23 protein-coding genes are annotated in these 24,419 nt (G+C 66.8%); 14 read left to right on the top strand and 9 right to left on the bottom strand.

Annotation, left to right across the window (positions count from 1 at the left end):
- Positions 1–11: 11 nt before the first annotated feature.
- Both LZC95_45750 and LZC95_45745 read left to right on the top strand, forming a co-directional pair.
- Positions 12–1,520 (top strand): ATP-binding protein, encoded by a 1,509-nt coding sequence (locus LZC95_45750; protein ID WXA93746.1) that lies wholly within the window; start codon positions 12–14, stop codon positions 1,518–1,520.
- Positions 1,510–2,466, top strand: a complete 957-nt coding sequence (locus LZC95_45745) for a bestrophin (protein WXA93745.1) — start codon at positions 1,510–1,512, stop codon at positions 2,464–2,466. Before LZC95_45750 ends, LZC95_45745 begins: the two co-directional genes overlap by 11 nt.
- 29 nt (positions 2,467–2,495) lie before the next feature.
- Here the strand turns inward: LZC95_45745 and pyrE are convergent, their stop codons facing one another.
- Genes pyrE through LZC95_45720 form a run of 5 tightly spaced genes read right to left on the bottom strand, consistent with a single transcriptional unit; the run spans position 2,496 to position 5,926 of the window.
- Positions 2,496–3,044 (bottom strand): orotate phosphoribosyltransferase, encoded by a 549-nt coding sequence (pyrE, locus tag LZC95_45740; protein WXB00275.1) that lies wholly within the window; start codon positions 3,042–3,044, stop codon positions 2,496–2,498.
- On the bottom strand, positions 3,044–3,715 hold the full coding sequence (locus LZC95_45735; protein ID WXA93744.1) for a polymer-forming cytoskeletal protein: 672 nt from the start codon (positions 3,713–3,715) through the stop codon (positions 3,044–3,046). Before LZC95_45735 ends, pyrE begins: the two co-directional genes overlap by 1 nt.
- Positions 3,716–3,722: 7 nt before the next feature.
- Positions 3,723–4,037 (bottom strand): polymer-forming cytoskeletal protein, encoded by a 315-nt coding sequence (locus LZC95_45730; GenBank protein ID WXA93743.1) that lies wholly within the window; start codon positions 4,035–4,037, stop codon positions 3,723–3,725.
- A 33-nt stretch (positions 4,038–4,070) separates the two neighbouring features.
- Entirely contained in the window at positions 4,071–4,475 is a 405-nt protein-coding gene (locus LZC95_45725) for a polymer-forming cytoskeletal protein (protein ID WXA93742.1), read from the bottom strand.
- Positions 4,476–4,528: 53 nt separating this feature from the next.
- Positions 4,529–5,926 (bottom strand): HAMP domain-containing histidine kinase, encoded by a 1,398-nt coding sequence (locus LZC95_45720; GenBank protein ID WXA93741.1) that lies wholly within the window; start codon positions 5,924–5,926, stop codon positions 4,529–4,531.
- 109 nt (positions 5,927–6,035) lie between these two features.
- On the opposite strand from LZC95_45720, the gene LZC95_45715 reads away from it, so the two are divergent.
- A complete protein-coding gene (locus tag LZC95_45715; protein ID WXA93740.1) occupies positions 6,036–7,214 on the top strand; it encodes an NAD(P)/FAD-dependent oxidoreductase in 1,179 nt (392 codons plus the stop codon).
- A 205-nt stretch (positions 7,215–7,419) separates the two neighbouring features.
- Here the strand turns inward: LZC95_45715 and LZC95_45710 are convergent, their stop codons facing one another.
- Positions 7,420–8,946, bottom strand: coding sequence for a hypothetical protein (locus tag LZC95_45710; GenBank protein WXA93739.1), 1,527 nt, complete (start codon positions 8,944–8,946; stop codon positions 7,420–7,422).
- A gap of 56 nt (positions 8,947–9,002) precedes the next feature.
- Between LZC95_45710 and LZC95_45705 the strand changes: the two genes are divergently transcribed.
- From LZC95_45705 to LZC95_45695, 3 genes are read left to right on the top strand one after another with little or no spacing between them, the layout of a single operon-like run.
- Entirely contained in the window at positions 9,003–9,938 is a 936-nt protein-coding gene (locus LZC95_45705; protein ID WXA93738.1) for a hypothetical protein, read from the top strand.
- Positions 9,935–11,620 carry a glycosyltransferase family 39 protein gene (locus LZC95_45700; protein WXA93737.1) on the top strand — a complete coding sequence of 562 codons (1,686 nt, stop codon included), beginning with the start codon at positions 9,935–9,937 and terminating at the stop codon, positions 11,618–11,620. The genes LZC95_45705 and LZC95_45700 overlap by 4 nt, the downstream gene beginning before the upstream one ends.
- Positions 11,621–11,652: 32 nt before the next feature.
- A complete protein-coding gene (locus LZC95_45695) occupies positions 11,653–13,941 on the top strand; it encodes a UvrD-helicase domain-containing protein (GenBank protein WXA93736.1) in 2,289 nt (762 codons plus the stop codon).
- Here LZC95_45695 and LZC95_45690 read toward each other — a convergent pair.
- A complete protein-coding gene (locus tag LZC95_45690; GenBank protein WXA93735.1) occupies positions 13,938–14,543 on the bottom strand; it encodes a hypothetical protein in 606 nt (201 codons plus the stop codon). The two genes, LZC95_45695 and LZC95_45690, sit on opposite strands and share 4 nt — an antisense overlap.
- An 83-nt stretch (positions 14,544–14,626) precedes the next feature.
- On the opposite strand from LZC95_45690, the gene LZC95_45685 reads away from it, so the two are divergent.
- From LZC95_45685 to LZC95_45660, 6 genes are read left to right on the top strand one after another with little or no spacing between them, the layout of a single operon-like run.
- Positions 14,627–16,030 carry a phosphomannomutase/phosphoglucomutase gene (locus LZC95_45685; protein WXA93734.1) on the top strand — a complete coding sequence of 468 codons (1,404 nt, stop codon included), beginning with the start codon at positions 14,627–14,629 and terminating at the stop codon, positions 16,028–16,030.
- A complete protein-coding gene (prmC, locus tag LZC95_45680) occupies positions 16,027–16,908 on the top strand; it encodes a peptide chain release factor N(5)-glutamine methyltransferase (protein ID WXA93733.1) in 882 nt (293 codons plus the stop codon). Before LZC95_45685 ends, prmC begins: the two co-directional genes overlap by 4 nt.
- Positions 16,909–16,926: 18 nt before the next feature.
- Positions 16,927–18,126, top strand: coding sequence for a metallophosphoesterase (locus LZC95_45675; GenBank protein ID WXA93732.1), 1,200 nt, complete (start codon positions 16,927–16,929; stop codon positions 18,124–18,126).
- A 54-nt stretch (positions 18,127–18,180) separates the two neighbouring features.
- The gene (locus LZC95_45670) at positions 18,181–19,344 is read left to right on the top strand and encodes a PEGA domain-containing protein (protein ID WXA93731.1); all 1,164 of its coding nucleotides are present in this window, start codon (positions 18,181–18,183) and stop codon (positions 19,342–19,344) included.
- Between the two features lie 32 nt (positions 19,345–19,376).
- On the top strand, positions 19,377–20,507 hold the full coding sequence (locus LZC95_45665; protein WXA93730.1) for a hypothetical protein: 1,131 nt from the start codon (positions 19,377–19,379) through the stop codon (positions 20,505–20,507).
- Positions 20,508–20,562: 55 nt separating this feature from the next.
- Positions 20,563–21,711: a polysaccharide deacetylase family protein gene (locus LZC95_45660; protein ID WXA93729.1), complete on the top strand. Its 1,149-nt coding sequence runs from the start codon at positions 20,563–20,565 to the stop codon at positions 21,709–21,711.
- Positions 21,712–21,721: 10 nt separating this feature from the next.
- On the opposite strand, the gene LZC95_45655 is transcribed toward LZC95_45660, so the two are convergent.
- Entirely contained in the window at positions 21,722–22,279 is a 558-nt protein-coding gene (locus LZC95_45655; GenBank protein WXA93728.1) for a hypothetical protein, read from the bottom strand.
- 77 nt (positions 22,280–22,356) lie between these two features.
- On the opposite strand from LZC95_45655, the gene LZC95_45650 reads away from it, so the two are divergent.
- Positions 22,357–22,746 (top strand): rhodanese-like domain-containing protein, encoded by a 390-nt coding sequence (locus LZC95_45650; GenBank protein ID WXA93727.1) that lies wholly within the window; start codon positions 22,357–22,359, stop codon positions 22,744–22,746.
- Positions 22,747–22,920: 174 nt separating this feature from the next.
- Here the strand turns inward: LZC95_45650 and LZC95_45645 are convergent, their stop codons facing one another.
- Positions 22,921–23,508, bottom strand: a complete 588-nt coding sequence (locus LZC95_45645; GenBank protein WXA93726.1) for a hypothetical protein — start codon at positions 23,506–23,508, stop codon at positions 22,921–22,923.
- Between the two features lie 26 nt (positions 23,509–23,534).
- On the opposite strand from LZC95_45645, the gene LZC95_45640 reads away from it, so the two are divergent.
- Positions 23,535–24,269 carry a glycosyltransferase family 2 protein gene (locus LZC95_45640; GenBank protein ID WXA93725.1) on the top strand — a complete coding sequence of 245 codons (735 nt, stop codon included), beginning with the start codon at positions 23,535–23,537 and terminating at the stop codon, positions 24,267–24,269.
- The last annotated feature ends 150 nt before the right edge of the window (positions 24,270–24,419 follow it).

The raw sequence follows: 24,419 nt of genomic DNA, 5'->3' as shown, positions 1-24,419 counted from the left end.
GTTCCCGGGGAATGACTTTTCCAGGGCCCCGGCAGCTCCCGTTTCCGCCTGGGAGCGGGTGGGGAGAGGGCAGGCTCCTTCAGGACGTCAAAGGCGAAATCCTCGAGGAATGGAAGCGACGTGTTCGGTCCGCCGCCAACGGGCTCGGTTTCGTTCGCACCGAGCCCGCCCTCGCGCGCTTCGCCCCGAACCTCGTCGACCGCATCATCTTCGCGGGCGAGGAAGTCTCCGGCGAGGTGCTCATCCCCAGCGCCCGCTTCATCGAGGGATGCACCATCTCCGAGGCCGTCCGCGAGCTCTCGTTGCTCCGCAGCACGGTGCAGCGCGTGGCCGCGCGCGCGGGGATCAAGTTGTCTTCGCACATGGTCGAACTCGTTCATCACGAGATCGATCAAGCCATCGCGGAAATCACCGCCGAGATCCACCGCGTCGCGAGCATGCAACGGGCGCTCCGCGAAGAAGACGAAGACCGCATGCGCCTGGCGCTGGAGGCGGCGAAGGTTGGAACGTGGGAGTTCCGTCCGCAGACGGGCGAGCTCACCTGGGACGCCCGCTGCAAGGAGCTTTGGGGACTTCCTCAACACCTCGAGGCTTCGTACGAGGCCTTCGTCTGCGGCATCCACCCCGAAGATCGCGCGCGGGTCGAGGCCATCGTCCAGCACACGTTGGATCCGAGGAACGGCGGCACGTACCACATCGAGTACCGCGCCATCGGTCTGGATGGCGGCGAGGAAAAATGGGTTGCCTGCCAGGGCAAGGTGTTCTTCGACCCGCACGGCCGCGCGGAGCGTTTCATCGGCACGGTGCTCGACGTCACCGAGCGGCGCCGGGAGGCCGACTTCCGCGAGCGATTCGTGGGGATGCTGGGCCACGACCTCCGCCAGCCGCTCTCGGTGGTGAGCTTCGCCTCGGAGACGCTGTCGAAGCAGGGCTTGCAGCGCGACTCGGGCGAGCTGGTGCGCCGCATCGGGCGCTCGGCGGATCGCATGGACCGCATGATCCGCGATCTCCTGGACTTCGCCCGCGGGCGGCAGGGCGGCGGCATCCCCATCGCGCGCAAGCCGCTCGATTTGCACGAGTTGATGCAGCACCTCGTCGACGAGATTGCCACGGTCAATCCGCGGCGGAAAATCCAGCTGGCCGTCGATGGAGATGGCCGCGGCTGCTGGGATCCCGATCGGATCACACAAGTGTTTCAGAATTTGCTCGGAAACGCCGTCACGTACGGAAAAAGTGACGAGCCCATTTTCGTGGTGATGGTCGAAGAGGGCGCGCACCTCGACGTGTCCATCACGAACTACGGGCCACCCATTCCGGAGAGCGACCGCGGCATGATCTTCAGTCCGTACCGCCGCGGTGGTCGGGGGCGTGCGGCAGAGCGAGCGCCGCGTGGGCTCGGCCTCGGCCTGTACATTGCCCAGGAAATCGTGCGCGCCCACGGTGGATCCCTCGAGGTCACCAGCGATCGCGACACGGGAACCACGTTTACCGTGTTGCTCCCGCGCGGGCATGCTGGCTAGCCTGGCCCCGCGCATGTGGGTCGAACGCAAGAGCTCCTGGGTCGGTACCGTTCTTTTCGGTGGGTTCGCGCTGCCTCGTATTTGGCGGCGTGTCCTCACCGTGACGTTGATCAGCGTGGCGGTGACGATTCTGCACCGCGAGGTCGACGTCTTCCACTATCCGATCACGCCCGTCCCGTTCACGTTGATAGGGTTGGCGCTCAGCATCTTCCTCGGCTTTCGCAACAGCGCGGCGTACGACCGCTTCTGGGAAGGCCGTAAGCTCTGGGGCGCGCTGGTGAACACGTCGCGCAGCCTCACGCGGCAGGCGCTCACCTTGCTCGAGCCGCGGCAGCCGGAAGAGGCGCAGGAGGTGAGCGCGTTCGCGCGGCGTCTCGTGCACATGCTCATCGGCTACGTGCACGCGCTCCGGCATCACCTGCGCGATTCGGATTCGGCGGAGGTGCTGCAAGAGACCCTGCCCGAGGGCGAGTTCGCGCGCGTGAGCGACGAGGACAATGTGCCGCTCGCCCTCCTGCAGCGCATGGGCGAAATGATGGCCGACGCTCGCCGTCGAAACTGGGTGCACCCGTACCACGTGACCATTTTCGAGCAGTCGCTGGTCTCGCTCACGGACATCCAGGGCGCGTGCGAGCGCATCAAGTCGACGCCCATCCCGTACTCGTACACGGTGCTCATGCACCGCATCGTTGCGGTCTACTGCACCATGCTGCCCTTCGGTCTGGACGAGACCATCGGGTGGGCCACGCCCTTCGTGGTGCTGGGCATCTCGTACGCGTTCTTCGGGCTCGATTCCATCGGCCAAGAGATCGAGCAGCCCTTCGGCCTGGACATCAACGATCTGTCGCTGAATGCCATCTCGACGAACATCGAGCGCAATCTGCGCCGCCTGATTGGCGAGGAGCAGCCGCCGCCCGTGGCCGCCCACAAAGGAATTCTCACCTGACCGGGTGACTTGCCGAATTCGCCGAGAAGCTACGCTTCGAAATCGGTGCGCGTGAAGATGCTGCGCACCGAGAGGCCGGCGGCTTCGATGGCCTCGCGGCCGCCCTCGAGGCGGTCGACGAGGACGATGACGCCCGCCACCGTGTGGCCTGCATCGGTGAGCTTGGCCACGGCCTTCAGCGTGGAGCCGCCCGTGGTGATCACGTCCTCCAGCAGGGCGATGCGCGCGCCTTTGGCAAGGCGAACGTCACCCTCCAAGGTGCGGCGGCTGCCGTGGTCCTTCACTTCCTTGCGCACGTAAATGGCATCGAGCGGCTGGCCGCGCTGAAAGCTCGTGAGCGCGACGGCGCTGGCGAGCGGGCAGCCCCCGAGTTCGACACCGGCGACGGCGTCGCATCCTGGCAGCTGACGCACCGCCTCGAAGAGCAGCTCGCCCGTGAGCGCGTGCCCCTCGGCGCCGAGCACCGTTTGCTTGCAGTCGATGAAGAAATCGCTCTCCTTGCCGGAGGCCAGCACGACGCGCTGCTTGCGGTAGGAGTGCTGCTTGAGCAACTCGAGGAGGCGCTGCCAGGGCGACATCACGCGCGCTTCTTTTGCAAGCTGCCCCGCGCGCCCTTCTTCAGCACGGGAACGGTGGGAGCGGGCGGCGCTTTGGGGGCCGTATGATTGCGCCCAGCCGGCGCGTGGTTCGCCGGGGCACGTGCAGGCGCCGGGGCTGCGCCACGACCATCCGTCGCGCGGACCGGTGCAGGTGTGGGGGTTGCGGCACGTGCCGGAGGTGTCGCTTGCGCGCGCGGTGCCGACTGCACGCGGGGCGTGGCCGCGCCTTGCTGCGGGGCCGGCGTCGCTTGGGCGCGCACGTGGTTCGTCGCACGGGGGGCGGGCGTCGCGGCGGCTGCCGGTTGCGCCTTCGCGCGGGCCGGGGCAGCGGCGGTTGCCGACGTCTGCACGTAGCCGCGGAGCAGGGCTCCCTGCGCGATGGCGATGCGCGGGGCACGCACGTCGCCGACGACGCGGGCGCCGTCTTCGAGCACGATCGCTTCCGTCGCCGTGAGATCGCCTTTGACCGCGCCACGCACCACGATGCGGCCTGCGCTCGCATTGGCGGCGACGCGGCCCTCGGCCACGATGACCAGCTCGCCCGACACCTCGATGGTGCCCTCGACGTGGCCCGCAATCTCGAGATCCGCAGCGCCGGTGATGCGTCCGCGGATGTACGAGCTTCGTCCAATTACGGTGGTTTCAGCCATTCTGTCCTCACACGTCCATGTCGACGTTGCCCTTGAACTGGGCGCCGTCGGCGATGGTGATGCGGGTGGCCTTCACGTTGCCGACGACCCGTGCACCCGGTTGGAGATCGACCCGATCGCTCGACTGGATGTTCCCCGTGACGGAGCCGGCCACCGCCAGCGGGCCGCCCGTGATGTCGGCCTCGACCACCGCGCCCGATTCGACGGTGACGGCGTCTTTCGCCGTAAGCTTGCCGCGAACGGTGCCCTGAACGACGACGTCGTCGTCCGTGGTGATCTCTCCCTCGATCGTGATCCCTGCGCCGATGATCGTGCTCGCCATGTCGTCCTCTTCGTTCCCCAAAAAGTCTTTGCCTTAGCGGCGGCCGCCTCGGGCGACCGGTGCCGATTCGAGCTCGGCCGGAAGTTCGAATTCGATTTCGACCCTTCCCGCGAACTCGGCCCCTTCTTCCAACGCCAGGCTGCCGCCCGTCACGTTGCCGCGCACGCGCGAGCCTGCGAGCGCCCGCACGGGGCCGCGGACGCGCAACTCGCCCTCGAGAACGCCGGAGACCGTGATCTCTTCCGCCTCCACCGTTTCGGCGGCGACGGTGCCGCCTTCTGCGATGGTCAGTTGCCCGCGCAGGACGATGTCGCCTTCGACACGTCCTTCGACGGTGAGATCGCCCTCGCCCGCGATGCGGCCATGCACCTTCGCGCTGCTGCCGATGCGTGCCTCGCCTTGTAGATCCGAGCTATTGCGTGTCGTGGATCGAGCCATACGTGGTGACGCTTCCTAATACAGCTTGCCCGACTTGTCATCGGACCATCGCGTCAACGGGCCATCGCCAGATCGGTGGCTTGGGGGAGCTCGAACCAAAAGACGGAGCCCTGCCCTTTGGGGTTGGGCAAAACCCCCACCTGCCCGCCGTGCGCGCGCACCACGCGATCGACGGTGGCAAGGCCGAGGCCAAGTCCGTTGGCACGCCGATCGAGGCGCACGTGCGGAAGGAAAATCGCCCGTTGCATGGCCGGCGGGATGCCCGGGCCGGTGTCGACCACCTCGCAGCGGACGATGTCACCCTGCATGATGACCTGGACGAAGACTTCCGCCGGGTCCAGATTCCCGTCTTTTCCGTCGCCGATGTACTTGATGGCGTTGCGCACGAGGTTCGAGAGCACGCTGGCGAGCAGGCCTGGCGCGCAGCGCACGGCGACGTCCGGCACCGGCTCGGCGCGCAGATCGACCTTGCGCGCGGCGGCGTACGCCTGGCACTCGCTGATGACCTCCTCCACGGCGCCGCGGAAATCCGCGTAGGTACCCGGCTCCGGCTGCGCACCTGCTCGCGCGAAGGCAAGAAGGCCGTCCACGATGCTCTCCACGAGCCGCACGCTGCGCACACCGCGATCGAGCACCGGGGCCAGTTCGTGCTCGTCGGTCAGCTTTTTGCGCGCGATTTCCAGCGCGCCCAACGCCGGCGTAAGCGGCCCGCGCACATCGTGTGCGACGCGATTGGCAAAGCTTTCCAACTCTTCGGCGCGCCGCTCGACCAGCCCGGTATATTTCCGCACCGCCCGCGCCGCGAGCACGGCCAGCGCAATCGAGACCAGCAGGCTGACCCCGTCCAAGGTGAAGCCCACCAGGCGAATGCGCCGCCGTTCCTCGTCGAGTTGCGAGGTGACCAGGCTTCCCTGCACCGCATTGAACTCGACGAGTTGGCGCAGTGCTGCATCGACCCGGCCCACTTCCTCCCGCAAATCGGAACGCGCCGTTCGCAAGAGTGACGCATCGGTGTCGCTGGCGTGGACCTTGGTGGCGAGGGCATCGGCATGCTTCTCGACGGCATCGAGCCCCGCGCGAATGGGCTGCCACATGAGCCGCTCACCCTTGTACGACGGGATGGCCTCGTAGAGCGCGCGCGATTTGCGCAGCGACGCCAAGGTGCGCTCGATGGGCACCGAGCCGCGGTACGGCGGCGAAAGCGCGTCTTCCGTTACCTCGTCGAGGTCGTGAAGCGTGGTGCGAATTTCGGCCAGGTGGACGATGCTCGGCAGGGAATTGTGCGAGAGATCCTCGGATTGAAGGGCCACGTTCTGCAGCCGCAGATCCGAATACAAGGTCGAGGCGCCAAAACAGGCCACCACGATGGCGAACGACGCGAGGACCAACACGCTGTAGCGCGAGGTCAAACCGAGAGCTTCGCGATCCCCCACCCGTTGCACCGGCGCCATGGCACATCCCTCGCCCCACCCACGCTTATCTACCCGCGCGAGCCATTGCATCCAGAGTTTAACCACCACCTGCGCGCGATTGTGCCTGGACTTGTTGTAAGAGAGCGGCATGCGCGCCGAATTCGATGTGGTCATCGTGGGAGGTGGGCCCGCCGGCACCACCACGGCGATCGCCCTCGCCAAGGCGGATCCCTCCCGCTCGATCGCGCTGTTGGAAAAGGCTTCTTACCCGCGTGAAAAATACTGTGCCGGGGCGCTCGGCGGGCGCGGGGAGAAGCTCCTTGGCGAACTCGACGCCATGCCGAACGTCCCATCGGTGCCGCTGGAGGGCATCTCGTTCACGGGGGCGGGCGGCGGCCGCAAAGAATGCGTCGGCCCCATTGGTCGGGTGGTTCGTCGTTTCGAATTCGACCACGCCCTCGCCAACATCGCGGCCGAGCGCGGGGTCACCATCGTCGAGAATGCGCGCGTCGATGCGATTCACGCCGGCGAAAATCACGGTGTGCGCGTGGCGACTTCTCGTGGCGATTACCGCGCGCGCGTCGTCATCGGCGCCGATGGCGTCGGAAGCACCGTGCGCAAGGCCATGGGCCATGGGGCGGGGCGGTACCGCGCGCAAGTTCTCGAAATCGATACGGAGTCCGTCGCGAGCGATCTCGAGCGCTCGGTGATTCACTTCGACCTCACCGATCATTCGTTCACCGGATACTATTGGGACTTTCCCACCTTGGTCGACGGCAAGCCACTCCAGTGCCGCGGCATTTACCGTATTTTACTCGACGACAGACCGGTGGATCTGGGGGCGCGTTTTGGGGCGCGTCTCGCCGGGATGGGCCTCGACTTGTCGCGCTATCGCCAAAAGCGCTTTGCGGAGCGCGGTTACGATCCGGACCTTCCGCTCGCCACGCGCCATATGATGCTCGTGGGCGAGGCCGCGGGCATCGATCCCGTCACCGGCGAAGGCATTGCCCAGGCCATCGAATACGGAGCCTTGGCCGGCCCATTCGTTGCCGACGTTCTCGCCGGCCGCGCGCTCCTCACCAACTGGACCCATGTCGTGCGCCGCTCGCGCCTCGGTTGGGATCTACGCAAGCGCACACGCATGCTGCCCCTGTTTTTCGGCGATCTCCGCGCCCCCGCCGAGCGCTTCATCGTGGGCAGCCAGGGCTCGCCCCTGCGCACGGGCATCCGCCACTTCGCCGCCCACCGTCACTCCCCGCGCGACATGGCCTTGTCCTTCCTCGGCGCCAGCGCCCACTGGCTCGGCCACAGCCTGCGCGCCTCATAAATGGGCGAGCACTGGCGAGCACGATTCTCGAACAGGAAGAAGGAAACCGCCAGGACGCCAGGATCGCCAACGGAACCAACAATAAATCCTAAAAAAATAAGGGTCTATTGTTGGTTCACCTGGCGATCCTGGCGCCTCTCTTTTGGCGTCCTGGCGGTTTCTTCTTCTCTTCGTGACGCTGCGCTCGCCGGCGTAGCGTGATACGTCAGCGATCGCGTTCCCAGACCATCCAGCGGTCGCCCCGCCACTTCACGTGGAAGGTGCCCGGCGGGGGATGGAATCCCTGGCCGCGGGTGAGGACGTAATCGTAATACGGATAAAGCTCGCCACGGACGGGCACTTGTTCGGGGGTCCACTCCCAGCGTTCGCGGGCGGGGCCGCCGGGCGGCGGGTAATGGCCTGATTTGAAGTCGAAGGGCCAATGATAATAGCCCGCATAGGTGAATTGAACGACGCCGCCTTTTTCGACTTGGTAATACGAGCCGAAATGCAGAAAAGGGACCCAATTGGTCACTTGGGAGCCCTTGTCGTAAATCAGCGCCGCCACGCGTTTCTTCGGCTCCATGGCGCCGAGGGCCTCGTTGATGTCCCCGACTTCCTCGAGCTGGAATTTGACGAAGTGCTTGCACGTGTTGATCGTGGCCGCCAGCGCCAGGCCCGCGGCGAGCGAGGTCCCCACCCAGCCGCGCAAACCCTGGGGCATGCGCAAAAGGGGAATGGCCGCAAAAAGGCACAAGATGGGGAATCGCTGCGAAATGAGCCAGATGTAACCGTGCCGTTCGCCCAATGTGAAATAGAAGAAAATGCACAATATGGGTAAAAGCGTATAGGCCCGCGCCACCGGTTTGGAGCGATCACGATCGCCCTGGGCGAGGCCGGTGATCAAAATGGCGGCGCACACGACCAACACGAGGATGAATTCGTCGCTGGTGTCGTGCCACACGTCCGTGAGCCATTGGTAGGCGCCGGGAATGGCCGCATTGAGCGGTGCAACGTGATCGGCCTCGGTGGGGTGCAGGACGCCGGTGGTGAGCTTCCCGGCATCGGTGAACAAGGTCCAACGCGCCACCATGAGGAGCGCAGGTACGGTGGGCGCGCCCGCGATGAGCCAGCGTTTCGGCTGTTGCCATGGGAACATGAGCGCAAAGCCCAAGCCGAAAAGCGCGAAGGGAAAAAAGTGCGAATAGAAGAGGGCCAGCACCAAAAACGCCAGGCCCGCGCCCCGCGCCGGCGTGGGGTGCTCGAAATAGCGGATCGCCAGCGCGAGCCCATAAAAGAGCAGTGGAATGCCAAGCAAGAACGGCAAGAGCCCGAACATGAACATCACGTTCGCGAGCAGCGGCACCGCGAAGAGCGCGAGCCGCTCGTCCTTGCCCAAGGCCTTGAGCAGCGCGCGGATCGCCAGCGGTGTGCCGCCGAGGTAGACGCACATCAGCGCGATGTTGGCCTTCACCACGCCGAGCCCGTACGCGAGCGCGCTGGCCAGCAAGTAATAGAAGACGTACTGCGTGCGCCCCAAGGTCAGCACGAAGTCCTGATCGAAGCCGTAGCGCGCGTCGTGGAAGTCGTGGATGACCCGAATCGCCGCGAGGTGGAAGGGCAGATCCTGTATCGGCGGGTACCGCACGATCCACGCCGGTGCGCTGGCCACGACGGCGACGGCCAGCCACAGCCACGTGCTCGGCTCTTTCGGAAGGCGTACGAAGGAGAGAAGGGAAGGTAAACGCCGCATGTCGGCGCGCCCACGTTACACGAGGACCCGCGCACGGTGTAAGCTCCCCGCCCATCTTGGCCTTGGACCTTCGCGCTCAGTTAAAGACGTGGGGCTTCGCGTTGGTGCCCGCCATTGCGATTTTCGAGCTGGTCGCGCACGTGGTGCAGGTGCGCAGCGTCATCGGAGACGAGAGCTGGGCGCGCGCCCGCGAGGAAACCCGCGCGCTGGCCAAGCCCGATGACCTCGTCATCTTCGCGCCCCGCTGGGCCGATCCCGTGGGGCGCCAAGTTTTCGGCGACGAGCTGGCCACGCTGGAGCGAGAAGCCTGGGCGGACGTGGAGAGATTCCCGCGCGCCATCGAGGTCTCCATCCGCGGCGAGCACGCGCCCGAGCTTTCCGAGTGGAAGCCCGTGGCGACGAAAAAGGTCGACGGCATCACGCTCACCACGCTGGAAAATCCCTCGTACCGGCCGACCATCACGGATTTGCTCAAGCTCGTTCACCCGCCCGAGGCGGACGTGTCGGTCCGCCCGCTGCAAGACACCGCGGCACGTCCGTGCGGCTGGGGCAAGGGCTCGGCGCAATCGGGCAATCTCGGTTTCGGTCCCGCCATTCCGGCGGAGAAGTTCACCTGCCCGGGCACCTTTGCCGGTATCAGCGTGGTGTCCGATTTGGACTACATGCCGCACAAATGCATTTTCGCGCCCCCACCCGGCGGCGGCCAGGCGCTTCGCATCGTGTTCCACGGCGTCACGTTCGGCGAATCGCTCCATGGCCATCACGGCCTCTACGTCGAGGCCGAGCGCGAGCGGCTCCGCGCGCCCGTGCATCTCGGTTTCTGGGTGGGCGATAGCCACATCGCCAAGGTGACCCACTCCGACGGCGACGGGTGGAAGAGCTTCGACCTTCCCACACCGGATTTGGCCGGAAAGACTGCCGATCTCACCGTGGAAATCACCAGCGCCAACGCCGACCGCCGGATCTACTGCTTCGAGGCGATCACCCGATGAATGAGCCGAAACGGTTTTCCTGGGCGAAATTCCCCGAGAGCATCGGCTGGCGCGATCACGCGGTCGGGGCGGCGTTGTTCGTCGCGTACGTGATCTGGCTGCTGATCACCGCACGCTCCCTCGGCTTTCCGCGCGACGAGAGCTTCTACTTCCACGCCGGCCAGAGCTACGCGCGCTGGTTCGATCAGCTGGTCGCGCACCCCAAGGCCGCCATGGAGCGCGGGGCCATCGACGGAGCCTGGGGCTACAACCACGAGCACCCGTCGCTCATGAAGAGCCTCTTCGGGATCTCGTGGCTGGTGCTCCACCAAAAGTGGAAGATCATCGCCGACGCCAGCACGGCGTTCCGTCTGCCCGGCATGGCCACGGGCGGGCTTTCTCTCTGGGTGACGTACCTGTTCGGCGCGCGCGTGTATTCGCGTCGTGCGGGGCTGATGGCGGCGGTGCTTTTGGCACTCATGCCGCATATCTTCTTTCACGCGCACCTGGCCTGCTTCGATATGCCCATTGCGGCGATGTGGATTCTCTCGGTTTATGTGTATTACCGATCCGTTCAGGAGAAGACGCTGGGGTGGGCACTGGCCGCGGGCATCGTCTACGGATTGACCCTGGAGACGAAGCACAATGCCTGGATTTTGCCGGCCGTGTTCGTCCCGCACACCCTGGTGGTGTACGGACGCGCGTTCTTCGGGGACAAAGGTGAGAAGCGCGAAAAGTTGCGTCTGCCGATGGAGCTCATTTCGATCGCCATCGTGGGGCCATTCGTCTTTTACGCACTATGGCCTTGGCTGTGGAGCGATACGGCCAATCGCATTCGCGAATACGTCGAATTCCACGTTCATCACGAATATTACAATATCGAATACCTCGGTAAGAATTACTTCGGGCCGCCGTCGCCGCCGAGTTATGCCCCCGTGATGATCTTGGCCACGGTGCCGAGCATCACGTTGCTCTTGTTCGGCCTCGGCGCAGGCGAGCGGCTGGCGGCGCTTTGGAAGCGGCTCCGGGAAAAGCTGCTCGGCACCTCGGACGAGCCCGATTTGCTGCTCCTGCTCGCGTTCGCGGCGCCGCTGGCCGTGTTCTTCCTGCCGAAGACGCCCATTTTCGGCGGGACGAAGCATTGGATGCCCGCGTACCCGCTTTTGGCGATTTTCGCCGGGCGTGGATTCGACCTGGTGGCCGACGCGTTGGGGCGTGCGGTCTCGGCCTTGCCGGGTGCCCTCGCCAAACGGCAGCGCGAGCTCACGTGGGCGCTCGGCGCGCTTTGCATCGCGGCGCCGTTGGCCATCACGGTGCACTCGCATCCGTTCGGGCTGTCGGCGTACGTCCCGCTGGTCGGTGGCACCGCCGGCGGAGCCGATTTGGGGCTCAATCGCCAATTTTGGGGCTTCACCACCCAGAGCGTTGCGCCGTACCTGCAGGCCAATGCGCCGCGGGGCGCGAGCGTCTTCATCCACGACACGACGGGCGATGCCTGGGCGCGCATGCTCGACGAAGGGCGCATGCGCCGCGATCTGCGCGCGACCTGGAGCCCCGGCGATGCCATGTTTTCCCTGGTGCAGCACGAGCTGCACATGAACGAGGTCGACCATCAGATCTGGGTCGTCTACGGCAGCACGGCGCCGGCCTATGTTCTGACCCACGACGGAGTTCCCATCGTGAGCGTCTATCGACGCAAGTGATCTCCGTGCCTATCCTGGACTAAGCTGCGCCCGTGTCCTCTGTCGATGTCGAACTCAACACGCCGCAAGCCGAGGCCGTCGCCCACGTAAACGGGCCGCTCCTCGTCTTTGCAGGCGCCGGAAGCGGAAAAACGAGGGTCATCACCTACCGCGTGGCCAACCTCATCGCCCGCGAAGGCGTCGCGCCCTACCGCATCCTCGCGGTCACCTTCACCAACAAGGCCGCCGGTGAGATGAAGCACCGCCTCGAAGGCCTGGCCGGTGCCGACGTGGTGCGCGATCTCTGGGTCGGCACCTTCCACGCGACGTGCGCGCGCCTGCTCCGGCGTCATGGCGAGGCCATCGGCCTGCAGCGCAACTTTCTCATTTACGACACGCAGGACCAAAAGGCCGTCGTCACGCGCGCCCTGCGCGAGCTCGATCTCGACGAGCGCCGCTACCCTCCGCGCAGCGTCCTCTACCAGATCCACAAGGAAAAGCAGGAAGGCCGCGGCCCCGACGAGATGACCGCCGAGTCGTACGTCGACGATGCCGTCATCAAGGTCTTTCGCCGCTACGAAGCGCACATGCGCGAGGCCAACGCGGTCGACTTCGAGGACCTCATCGGCCACATGGTCCGCCTGCTCGAGCGCGAGACCGAGGGCGATGCCATCCGCCGCCGTTTCACGCACGTGTTGGTCGACGAGTTCCAAGATACCAACGCCATGCAGTACCGCCTGGTGCGTGCGCTCGTGCGCGATCACCAGAACGTGTGCGTCGTTGGCGACGACGACCAGTCGATTTACCGCTGGCGCGGCGCCGACGTGCGCAACATCCGCTACTTCCGTCGCGATTTCCCCGGCGCCACCGTGGTCAAACTCGAGCAGAACTACCGCTCGACGGGTCACATCGTGCGCGGGGCGCTCGGCGTCATCGCCCCTTCGCCCCACCGCGAGCCGAAGGAGCTGTGGACCGAGAACGAAGATGGCCCGCCCATCGAGGTTCTCGGCTGCGCGGACGAACGCGACGAAGCCGCCTTCGTCACCCGCCGCATTCTCGACGCGCGCGAGCAGGGCACGAGCCTGGGCGAGATGGCCGTGTTCTACCGCGTGCACGCGCAGTCGCGCGTCTTGGAAGAAGCGCTTCGCGCGGCGAACCTTCCGTACCAGATCGTGGGCGGCACGAAGTTCTACGAGCGTGCGGAAGTCAAAGATGCCCTCGCGTACTTGCGCCTCTTGATCAACCCGCGCAGCGACGTCGACATGCTGCGCATCATCAACACGCCGGCGCGCGGTATCGGCACCACGACCATCGACCGCCTGGTGGCCTTTGCAGGCTCGCGCTCGGAGTCGCTGAACGATGCCCTGGAGTGCATCGACGAGGCGCGCGACATCGCTGCAGCTGCGCAAAAACGGCTCGGGGGCCTGCGCAACCTGCTCGCCGAGCTGCGTGCGCGCACGGCCACGGATTCGCCGAGCGACGTGCTGCTCGAGACCCTCGAGCGCACCGGTTACCGCGAGGCCCTGCGCGCCGACAACACCGCGGAGGCCGATGCGCGCCTGGAGAACCTCGCGGAGCTCGTGGGCACGATCCGCGACTACGAGACGGAGGCGATTGCTGCGGGCGAAAAGCCCACGCTCGAGGGCTTCCTCGAGCGCGTGTCGCTGCAGGCCGACATCGATGCCATGCGCGACGAGCCACGCGTCACGTTGATGACCGTGCACGGTGCGAAGGGCCTCGAGTTCCAGCACGTCTTTCTCACGGGCATGGAAGAGGACATGTTCCCGTACAAGAGCATGGAGGACCGCGGCGACGAGGACATGGAGGAAGAGCGCCGCCTCGCCTACGTGGCCATCACGCGTGCGCGGCGCCATCTGCTCATCACGCACACGTCGGCCCGGCAGATTTTCGGCAAGACGCGCTGGGGCGCCCCGAGCCGTTTCATCGCCAATTTGCCGCGCGAAGGCGTGGTCCACAAGCAGACGCGCGGGGCGAAGAGCACCCCGCAGCGCTTCATCGATCGCCCGGATCGGGACCTTCAGCCTATGCCGTGGTCACGCCGCACCAGCGGTCTTGCACCGGCTTCATCGGGAGGGGGCCCGGCCCGCCCCGCCCCGAGCGCGCCGCCTGGACAGCGCTACGTCGACCGCGAGTTCTTCCAAGACGACCACGGCGGCGGCGAGAGCGCGGCGCCCATTCGCCGCGGCTCGCGCGTGCACCATCAGCGCTTCGGCGAAGGGGAAGTACGCAGCGTGGTCAACGCCGGCGAGCCCGCGGTCATCGCGTTTTTCCCGGGCTGGGGCGAGAAAAAGGTGCTCGCGCGCTTCCTGCGCCCGGCCTAGAAGCGGAACCCGTAGCCGATGAACGCGCCTTGGGAATCGCCCCAGGCGCGCAGCTTCACCAGCTCTTTCCCCGCGCGCCACGTCTTCGGCGAAATGAGCGTCCAATACGGCAGGAGCGCGCCCGCGAAGCCGGTCACCCCGGCGAGGATCACGCGCATGGCGCGCTCGCTCGTCTGCCACTCGTCGCGGAGCGGTCCGGTCTCCACCCCAACCAAAATGGGTGCGGTGGCCCCTGCGAGAATCGCCATCGAGAGCGCATAGGGCACCGACGTGCGAATGTCCCCCTCGGGCGGTGCGTAGCGGACCCAGTTGGGATCGCACTTGGGCAGTGCCGGATAGATCGCCCCGAGCGTGGCGCCCCAGGTCAAGCCAATCAAGGACGGCCCGATCAGGCGGACCCCTGGCTGTTGCTTGTCCTTGAAGAATTGCCCATCGAGCAGCACCGTCCCCACGTCCGCCAGGGCCAGCGCGGACAGGTAGACCCAGTCCACCGTGCTCGCGCGCTTGCACAGCGTCTCTTCGCGCTCCGTGAGCGGGTGAATGTCACCGGCGGCATACACGTACGCGGGCGGATCTCGAGGCGGGGGCGGCGGAGCGTCCATCGACGGGCGGCGACCATAGTACTGTCCGGGCCAAGTTCCTATCGCTTCGCGCCCGGGCGGGGCCTGGCGTATAAGGACGGGCCATGAGTTTCGCTTCCCTGCGCCACATTTTTCGCGAGTACGACATCCGGGGGGTCGCCGATCGGGATTTGACGGATGCCCTGGCCAATGCCCTCGGCCGCGGTATCGGGACGATGCTGGCCAAGCCCAACGTGGAGGGCGGGCGCACGCGATTGGCCGTCGGTCGCGACTGTCGACTGTCGAGCCCGCGGCTGCACGCCGCGCTCGTCGCCGGGCTCACGCAGGTCGGGATCGACGTCGTCGACATCGGCGTCGTGCCCACGCCGCTCCTGTACTTCGCCGTGCACCACCTTGGCACCGATGGCGGCATCCAGATCACGGGAAGCCACAACCCGGGCGAGGACAATGGCTTCAAGATCATGAAGGGCAAGGCCAGCTTCTTCGGCCCGGACATCGTGAATCTCTTCAACCTCATCGAAGAGAAGCGCTTTGCCCCGGACGCCAAGGGCTCGCACCAGGTCGTGGACGTGCTCCCCGCGTACATCGAGGCGGTGAAGGAACGCATCAAGCTTCCCCCGCGCCCTCTGCCCTTCGTCGTCGATGCCGGAAACGGTGCCGGTGGCCCCACGGCGCTTGCCGTCATGAAAGCACTCGGCCTCTCGCCCGATGCGCTTTACTGCGAAATGGACGGGAATTTCCCCAACCACCACCCCGATCCCACGGTGCTCGACAACGTCGCCGAGCTCATCGATCGCGTGAAGAAGACCGGCGCGCGGGTGGGCATCGCCTACGACGGCGACGCGGATCGACTCGGCGCCATCGACGCCAACGGTGACGTGATCTGGGGCGACAAGCTCATGATCCTCTTCTCGCGCGCCCTGCTGAAGGAGCACCCCGGTGCGGCGATCCTGGGCGAGGTGAAATGCTCGCAGACCCTGTACGACGACATCGCGGCGCACGGTGGGAAGCCCGTCTTGTGGAAGACGGGGCACTCGCTCATCAAGACCAAGATGAAGGAAACGGGCGCGCTCCTCGCCGGTGAAATGAGCGGGCACCTGTTCTTCGCCGACCGCTATTTCGGCTTCGACGATGCCATCTACGCGTCGCTGCGTTTGCTGGAGATCCTGGCCAACGACGGGCGCTCCCTCGGCGAGATGCTTGCCGACGTGCCCACCACGTTCTCGACGCCGGAGTTGCGGGTCGACTGCCCCGATGCCATCAAGTTCGACGTCGTGCGCGCGGTCACGGAGCACTACAAAAAGAGCGGGCGCGAGGTCATCGACATCGATGGCGCGCGCATTCAATTCGGTCAACCGGGCAAGCCCGCGTGGGGTCTCGTGCGCGCGTCCAACACGGGTCCCGTGCTGGTGATGCGCTTCGAGGCAACCACCGCCGAAGAGCGCGATCGCATCCGCGCGGAAGTCGAAGCTGCCGTGCTCGAGGCGCGCCGCACGACGGCCCCGTGAAAGAAACCTGGACCATCGAGGCCGTCGTCCGCTGGGCGACCGACGACTTTCGCGCGCGCGGCATCGAATCGCCGCGCCTCGACGCGGAGGTGTTGCTCGCGTTCGCGCTGAACACGGACCGCGTGCGCCTCATCGTCGATGCACGCCGCCCGCTCGAGGCGGACGAGCTCGGGCGCTTTCGCGAGCTGGTGAAACGGCGGCGAAAGCACGAGCCGGTCGCCTTTTTGCGCGGCGAGCGCGAATTCTACGGTCGCCCCTTTCGCGTCGACGCGCGCGTGCTCATCCCGCGCCCCGACACGGAGGTGCTCGTCCAAGTCGCCCTCGAGCGCTCGCGCCACGTTTCCATGTGCATGCGCGCGCTCGACCTGTGCACGGGCAGCGGGTGCGTGGCCATCTCCTTGGGCCGCGAGCGCCCGACGGGCTACGTCATCGCGAGCGACATCAGCGAGGGCGCGCTGGCGGTGGCGCGCGACAATGCGCAGCGCCTTGGCGCGTACAACGTTGGCTGGGCCTCGGGCGATCTGTTCGGCGCCCTGCGCGAAGGGCAGCGGTTCGATGTGGTCACAGCGAACCCCCCGTACATCCCGAGCGAGGAGATCGCGACCTTGGCGGAGGACATCCGCAGCTTCGAGCCGCGCCTCGCCCTCGATGGCGGACCGGACGGGCTGGATCTCCTCCGCCGCATCGTCGAGGAAGCGCCCGCTTTCTTGGTCGAAGGCGGTGTGCTTGCCGTCGAGGTGGGGGCAGGCGAGGCGCCCGACATCGCACAGCTCTTCGAACAGCGTGGCTTCCAGGATGTGAAAATAGCCCGCGATTACGGAGGGATCGAGCGCGTCGTGTCCGGCGCATGGCCGGCCGGAATGCGCGTGCTACCGTAGCCGTTCGATCCTCCAAGCATGGTTCGCACGCTCGTATTTTCGGCGTTTCTGTTCGGCATCACGGCGTGCACCCATTCGTTGCTCGCGATGTGGGCCATGCGTGTATCCCCCTGGCTCGCCGCACGGCGTCGCTGGGTTTGGGCCGTCGTGGCATGCCTCGTGGTCATCACGCCGGCCGCGCGGATGATGCAATCGGCATGGCACGGCAGCAAGAGCCAGCAGCTGTTTGCCGCGGGCATGATCGAAGCGTCGGCCGTGGCGCTGAGCATGATCCCGCTGTTTCTGATCCACATCGGGCTGGATCTGAGCTTCGGCTTGCGCAAGCGTTGGGGGAAGAAGGAAGAGGCTTCGGCCCCCCAGGAAGAGGAGCCCGAGGGCCTGACCCGGCGGCAGGTGATCGAGGGCGTGGGCGGTGCGGCGGTGTTGGCCGGGACCGGAACGGCGCTCGGTTGGGGCATCGTCCGCGGGCGGCATGCCTTCGAGATCGAGGAAGTGCCGGTGCGCATCGCAGGGCTTCCGCGCGCGCTCGACGGCTACACCATCGCGCAGATCTCCGACATTCACGTCGGCCTGTTCGTCGGCGATCGCGAGCTTGCGGAAGGCTTCGAGCGCGTGCTGCAGACGAAGCCCGATCTCATCGTGGCCACGGGCGACCTGGTCGATCACGACGAGCACTACATCCCGCAGATGGCGAGGGCGCTCGCCTCGCTCCGCGGCCACACGCGCGATGGCGTGACCGCCATCCTCGGCAACCACGATTACTATACGGGCGCGCAGGACGTCCTCGCGGGCCTGCATGCCGCCGGCGTTCGCACCTTGGTCAACGAGGGGCTCGTCCTGCGCGGGCGCGATCAGGGCGGCTTCTCGCTGCTCGGCGTGGCGGACGTCTTCGCCTCGGGCGCCCGCGAGGAGCCGCCGTCGCTCGAGCGCGCGCTCGCGATGGTCCCGCCCGATCGACCGCGCATCCTGCTCGCGCACCAACCCCAGTATTTCCCCACCGCCCGCGGTCGCGTTGCGCTTCAGCTATCGGGCCACACGCACGGCGGGCAGATCAACCCGGGCTTCCGCCCCGCCTCGCTCTTCATGCACTACCTCGCCGGTCGGTACGAGGAAGAGGGCTCCACGTTGTGGGTCAATCGCGGATTCGGCGTCGCCGGCCCGCCCTCGCGTGTGGGCGCGCCCCCCGAAGTCACGAAGATCATCCTCGTCTCCGCATAGACACGCCATAAAAGTGATTTCCTGTCGCCGCTCGTCTACCAAAGGTAGACCGCGATGCACGCTTTCGCGTTGGCGCTTCTCGTGTTTGCGCAGATCCCCAGTGGGGAGGGAGTCGTGCGCGCGCGCGGGCTGGACCAGCAGGGGGTGCGCGCGTTTCGGGAGGGCCGCTTTCGCGATGCGATTCGCTTCTTCACCGAGGCGCGTCGGTTGGGCGGGCCCGCGAGCGAGATTTGGAACATCGCGCGGTGCCATCAGCGGCTCGACGAGCCCGAGGATGCAGCGCGCGCGCTCGCGAGCTACCTCGAGCAAACGGACCTCATGCCCTCCGAGCGCGCGGAGGCGAGCCGCGAGCTCAACGAGCTGCGACGCCGTCCCTCGCAGCTGGCCATCGACTCGGATCCCGCGGGCGCAAGCGTGACCGTCGATGGAAAGCCGGCCGGCTCGTCGACGCCCGCCGGTTTGGACGTGCCGCCGGGACCGCACCGCGTGCGCGTCGAGCACCCGGGCTACCGCGTGTACGAGACCGACGTGGAGGCGCGCTTCGGTCGGGCCATCCTCGTCACGGCGAAGCTCGTATCGGACTCGAACCCCGTGGCCACCGAGGAGCCGCCGCCGACGGAGCTGCCGTCCACCATGGCCACGCACGGCCTCGCGCGGCGGTTCCTTTTCTCCGCGGAGATCGGCGCGTTCTTTCCGCGTCTCGGGGACGTGGACGGCAAGTTGCGCCCGGCCGGCGCCGTGGAAGCACGCTACGTGTTCAACCCTGCCTCCCGCGTTCTCGTGACCGGAGGGCTGCGTTTCATCGCCATGACCTACGGCGGCTCCAAGCCGTCGGCCCTTTGCCAGCAAGCCGACGATGAATCCTCCGTCGAGCTGGGCGGCCTCGCCACGGGTGCCTTCGCCGTGCGCGCACTTCCTCGGCTCCGCGTGGGCGCGGCCGTCGGACTCGGTGTGGCCGGCCTGGTCGCGGACTCTTCGGGCGCCGACGCCTCCAAGGCCTCGTGCGCGAGCTCGTACGGGTTGACGTTTCTCGGCCGTGCGGCCCTCGAGGGTTCGCTTTCGCTCACGCCGGGTTGGAGGCTTCTTTTCTCGCCGCTGGTCTTCGAAGCGCACCCGGCCTGGAAGGGCGCCCGCGAAAACCCGCCGTCCACCGTCGATGCAAGCGGGCTATGGTGGCGGCTCGGCGCCACCCTCGGCTTCGCCTTCGACGCAAAGTGATTCCCCCGATCCTTCGTAATCTCTGCTGGGCCATGCTCGTGGCCGTCTCCGCCCGGGGCGACAAGCCTCTCCCCTCCGCCCGAGGCTGGCACGACGCTGGCGCGCGCGGAGTCCGCGGCATCACCATCGGCCCCATCGAAAACGGCTACCACCCCGGCAAAGGTTACGGGTCCGAGCCCTACGAGCGCACCCTCGCCGAATGCCAGCGCGCCGGCGCCGAATGGATCGCCATCACGCCGTTCGGTCGCACCGCCGATCTCTCGGGCCGCGGCATCGATCTCACCTTCGAAATGCCCTTCGAAGAAAACCGTGCGGCCGTCCGCCGTGCCATCGAGATGGCCCACGAGCGCGGCCTCAAGGTGATGCTCGTGCCGCACATCTGGGTCGAATCCGGCGGATGGCGCGCCGAAATCGACCCCAAGACCGACGCGGGCTGGGAGGCGTGGGCCAAAAGTTATGGCGACTTCGTGCGCACCTGGGCCAAGCTCGCCGAGGAAACCGGCGTCGAAATGCTCTCTGCCGGCGTCGAGCTGCGCTCTTGGGTCACCACCGCCCGCGCCCCCAGCTTCGGTGCGATCGTGCGCGACCTTCGCCGCATCTACCACGGCACCCTGACGTACTCCGCCAACTGGGACGACGTCGAGCGCACCGTCATCCTGGGCGATCTCGACGTCATCGGCATCAACGCCTTCTATCCGCTTGCCCAACGCGATGGGGACGGGTACGCCGCGCAACTCGAGGGCGCGCGCAAGGTTCGCGACAAGGTGCACGCGCTCGCGGAGACGTGGCACAAGCCGGTGCTCTTCACCGAGATCGGCTACACCACGCGCCCCGATCCCGCCGTCCGCCCGTGGGAGTGGCCCGACACCATGGCCCACGTGAAGGTCGACGAGGATGCGCAGGCCCTCGCGTACCACGCGCTCCTGGCGCCCCTCCTCGACGAACCCGACTTCGCGGGGTTCTTCGTCTGGCGCTACTACGCCGATCCCGAGGATGTCTCGCAGGAGGCCGAGTGGGGCTTCTCCCCGCGCGGCAAGGTCGCCGAGCTGGTCATGCGCGATGCCTTCGCCGCGCCCTGGGCCGCGGATCCTGTCCGAGCCGAGCCGTTCGGAACGCGCCGCGCACGCATCCCCGGTGTGCTGGACAAGGTGTGGGATAAGTAGGTTTCTGTCGGTCTAGAACTTGGCCGCCCAGCGTTGCGCTTCCTAGGATCGGCTCGTGACGAGCTTCCGAGGATGGATCCCGCTGCTTGCCCTGGCTGCCGGGACCTGGATGGGTCTGGGCCGCCCCGACATCCCCCGGGTGCGTCGGTATCTTGATGAAAATTCAGACAAAATAGAGCAGCTCGAGAGCACGGCCCGCTCCGCGGCGCGCGATGCGACCAAGGTGGCGCGGGACGCCATCGATCGGGCAGGGCAGCCGCAGCAGCGCCGTGCCGCCGGGCCGGCGCCTTCGCTCCCGCCCTCGCCACCGCTCCAGCCGCTCTCGCCCATCTTCAGCGGGTTGCCGGATCTGCTTCCCTGGCCGAGGCTCAACCCCGACGCGGGCCTCAACCGCGCCTGGCTTTTGGCCGAGGGGCCCGATCCCGATCCGCAAGTCGGTGAGCGCCTGGTCACGTTCACCTTCGACGATGGTCCCTCGCCCGCGACCACGCCGGCGATCTTGCGTCTGCTCGAGAAGTACGGCGTCCGCGCGACCTTCTTTCTCATCGGCCGCTACCTCGACGGCGACACCGAGCACGCCGAGGCCGCGCGCGAGGTGGTTCGCCAGATCGTGCGCGCGGGGCATGCGGTGGGCAACCACACGCACGATCACGAGCAGCTCACCGCGGTGCCGCACACGCGCGCGCTCGCGCAGATGGATGACGGCGCCGCCTCGATCGAGCGCGTCACCGGGCGTCGTCCCGTGTTCTTCCGCCCGCCGTACGGCAGCCTCGATCCGTTCACGCAGCAGGCGATCGCGGAGCGTGCGTGGGAGCTCGTTCTCTGGAGCGTCGAGTCGCAGGACATGCTTGCCAATGACCCCATTCAGCTGGCCGCGAGCCTGGAAGGTCAGCTCGAATACAACGGCGGCGGCATCATCTTGCTGCACGATGTGAAGCCTTCGACGGTCGCCGCGCTTCCACGCCTTCTCGCGTGGCTCGACGAGCGCAAGTACGATCCCGCGCACCCCGAGACGCCGGGCTACCGCATCGTGGATCTCGCGGAGTACCTGCGCGCCACGTCGCAGCGCCCGCAGCCGTTCCCCAACCGCGCGGCGCTCGAGGAAGCGCGCAAGGTCGAGTACGTGCGCATGCGCACCGAAGCGAAGCGCCGCGGTGTGCCGATGCGGCCCCTCGTGCAACGCACGCGCAGCCACTCGGAGTGACGAGGGGACGTCAGTCCGTGTACTTCGTCGGTGCCGCGTTCGGCGGTGCAGCGCGAACGGCAGTCGGTGGTCGCACCGTCTGCGGACCCGTTGCATCGGGATCGTTGTCGGCCGTCGTGGCTTCGGCGCGGCCGCGCCGGTACACGGTGTAGCCGACCCCCAGGCCCAGGGCCGCGATCACGATGGCGAGCCAACGCGCCATCTTCTTCAGGCTGAAGTCTTCCAAGTCCGCGTTGGCGGCTTCGTGGATCTTCTCGTTGACCTTCGTCTTCACGTCCGTGGCGAGCGCCCGCGCGCGCGTGACCGCACCGTTGTCGATGGACGCCTTCGAGGCGATGCTGCTCTTCCCAGCGATCGGTAGGCCGCCGTTTTCCGGACTCGAACTCGCGGTAGGCTCTGCCGTCTCACCATGGAACGTGGTGTTCGACTCATGCGCCGCTTGGTGGCCGACCTTCTTGCCCAACAGCTTGTACGCCACGCCAACGGCGCACAGCACCGCCGCCAAAATCAGCACATACTCCGTAAGAGATGCGCCGCGTTGATCCATCAGCCCGCGGTGCCGCTTCATCCTGACATCATAGCGCGGCATGCCTGAGATTGCTTCCGCGTCTTGCCATTTCCGAAAAGAGCATGGAAAACATGCACATGGCCGCTGAACCCACCCGCATTTCCCCACAGGAAGCCGCCGAGTATGTCACGCGCGGCTACATCTATCTGGACGTCCGCACCGAAGAGGAATTCGCCGAGGGCCGTCCGGCCCACTCGGTGAACATTCCCTTTGCCGTCTTGAGTGGCGGCGGCATGGTGCCGAACCCCAACTTCGTCGCCGACGTGAGCGCGCGCTACGCCAAGGATGCGAAGCTCGTCGTGGGCTGCAAGTCGGGCGGTCGCTCCCTGCGTGCGGCCCGTGCGCTGCTCGAGGCGGGCTTCACCGACGTGGTGGACCAACGTGCCGGCTGGGACGGTGCACGCGATCCCTTCGGCCAACTCACCGAGCCGGGCTGGTCCCGCGCCGGCCTCCCGACGGAACCCTGAGCATTCTCGGCGTTGAAACCCCGAAGATTTTACAGGGAGGCGGGGAGGCGGGGAGGGAACCTGCACGCGCAGCGCGGAACGCTTTTGTTAGGGTTTCCAGTTGGCCCACGGGGCGAAGTGAAAACCAAAAAACTCCCCGCCTCCCCGCCTCCCTGTAATTCTTCTCTGGCCGACCTAGTGGCGCCGCGCGTCGCCGGCGCGGCCGTAGTCGTCGGCGGCGGAGGTGACCACGGCGAGATCGCGGGAGGCGCGTTCGCTTTCCGCGATGAGCTCGGGGGTGAAGATGGTGAGGCCCCAGATGCCGTTGTCGCGGCGGTGGAAGGGGTAGCGTGTGCCGCGCGCGGTGACGACGCTCGCGCGGTCGCCGTCGATCTCGGTGCGGACGACGCCCGAGAGATCTTTGCGCAGGCGGGCCACCCAGCCACGCTGGCGCGCGAGCAAGGCGAAGACGTCGGCGCCGTCGGGCACGTTGGCCTGGGGCTCGTAGGCGGCGAGCATGCGACTGCGCTCGGGCTCGGGGTAGCTACCTCGGATGCGCGTGCAGGCCTTCGCGCGCATGTCGCGGATGGTGTAGCTCGCCCACTGCGCGTCGGTCTCGAGGTACGGGAACATGTCGGTCAGCCGGTCGTCGGTCACCGCCCGCGCGATGCGCATGTACGCGCCTTCCGGCGTACGGTCCGAGGGAAACGGACGGTACAAGACCGAGAAGGCGAGAACGCCCACCACCAGCAATGCCACTCCGAGCGCGACTCGTTTGCGCACGTCCGGGGTGATACTACACGCGACCCATGTTCGCCGATGCCCACGTTGTCGTTGTGGTTCCAGCTTTCGAGGAAGAGGCGCGGATCGCGCGTGTCTTGCACACGCTTCCCGGTTGGGTCGACCACGTCGTCGTGGTGGACGACAACAGTCGCGACCGAACCGCCGAGGCCGCAGAAAACGTGGGCGATCCGCGCGTGGTCGTGCTTCGCCACCCCGAGAATCGCGGGGTCGGCGCCGCTATCGTGAGCGGTTACCGGCACGCGCTGACCCGAACCGACGGCGAGCGCGACGTTCTCGTCGTGATGGCCGGAGACGGCCAAATGGATCCCGCCGATCTGCCCGCCGTGGTCGCTCCCATCGCGCGGGGCGAAGCCGGTTACGTCAAAGGAGAGCGCTTCTCCGCGCCCGACGTGGGCGCCGTGATGCCCAAGGCACGCCGCCTCGGTGGGGTCGTGTTCTCGCGCCTCACCTCGTGGGCCATCGGTTTACCCATTCACGACAGCCAGTGCGGCTACACAGCGTTGTCGCGCGCTGCATGCGAGAGGCTCGCGCGCGACGGAGCGCTCGATGCGCTCTGGCCGCGTTACGGCTACCCGAACGATCTGCTCGCGCAACTCGCCGCCCGCCGCATCACCATCGCGGAGGTCCCCGTGCGCCCGATTTATGCCGACGAGGAGAGCAAGCTGCGTCTATGGCATCTGCCGCGCATCGTCCGCATCATCGCCAAGAGCGCATGGACCGTGCGCTCGTCGCGCGTGTGACCAAGGACGCGAAAAGGACCAGTGAACATACGCGCGAAGTCGTTTCGTAACGCGCGAATTAAAATGAGTCAGCGGGCGCAACTTGGAACTCTGCCGCGCATCCTCTCGCTGGAGGTTACTTCATGCGATTGGCAACGAGAGGGGTTCTTT

Source organism: Sorangiineae bacterium MSr12523 (assembly GCA_037157775.1).
GTDB classification, from domain to species: Bacteria; Myxococcota_A; Polyangia; order Polyangiales; family Polyangiaceae; genus Pendulispora; species Pendulispora brunnea.
Note: the sequence above shows the minus strand (reverse complement) of the source record. Positions and strands in the feature narration are given on the sequence as shown.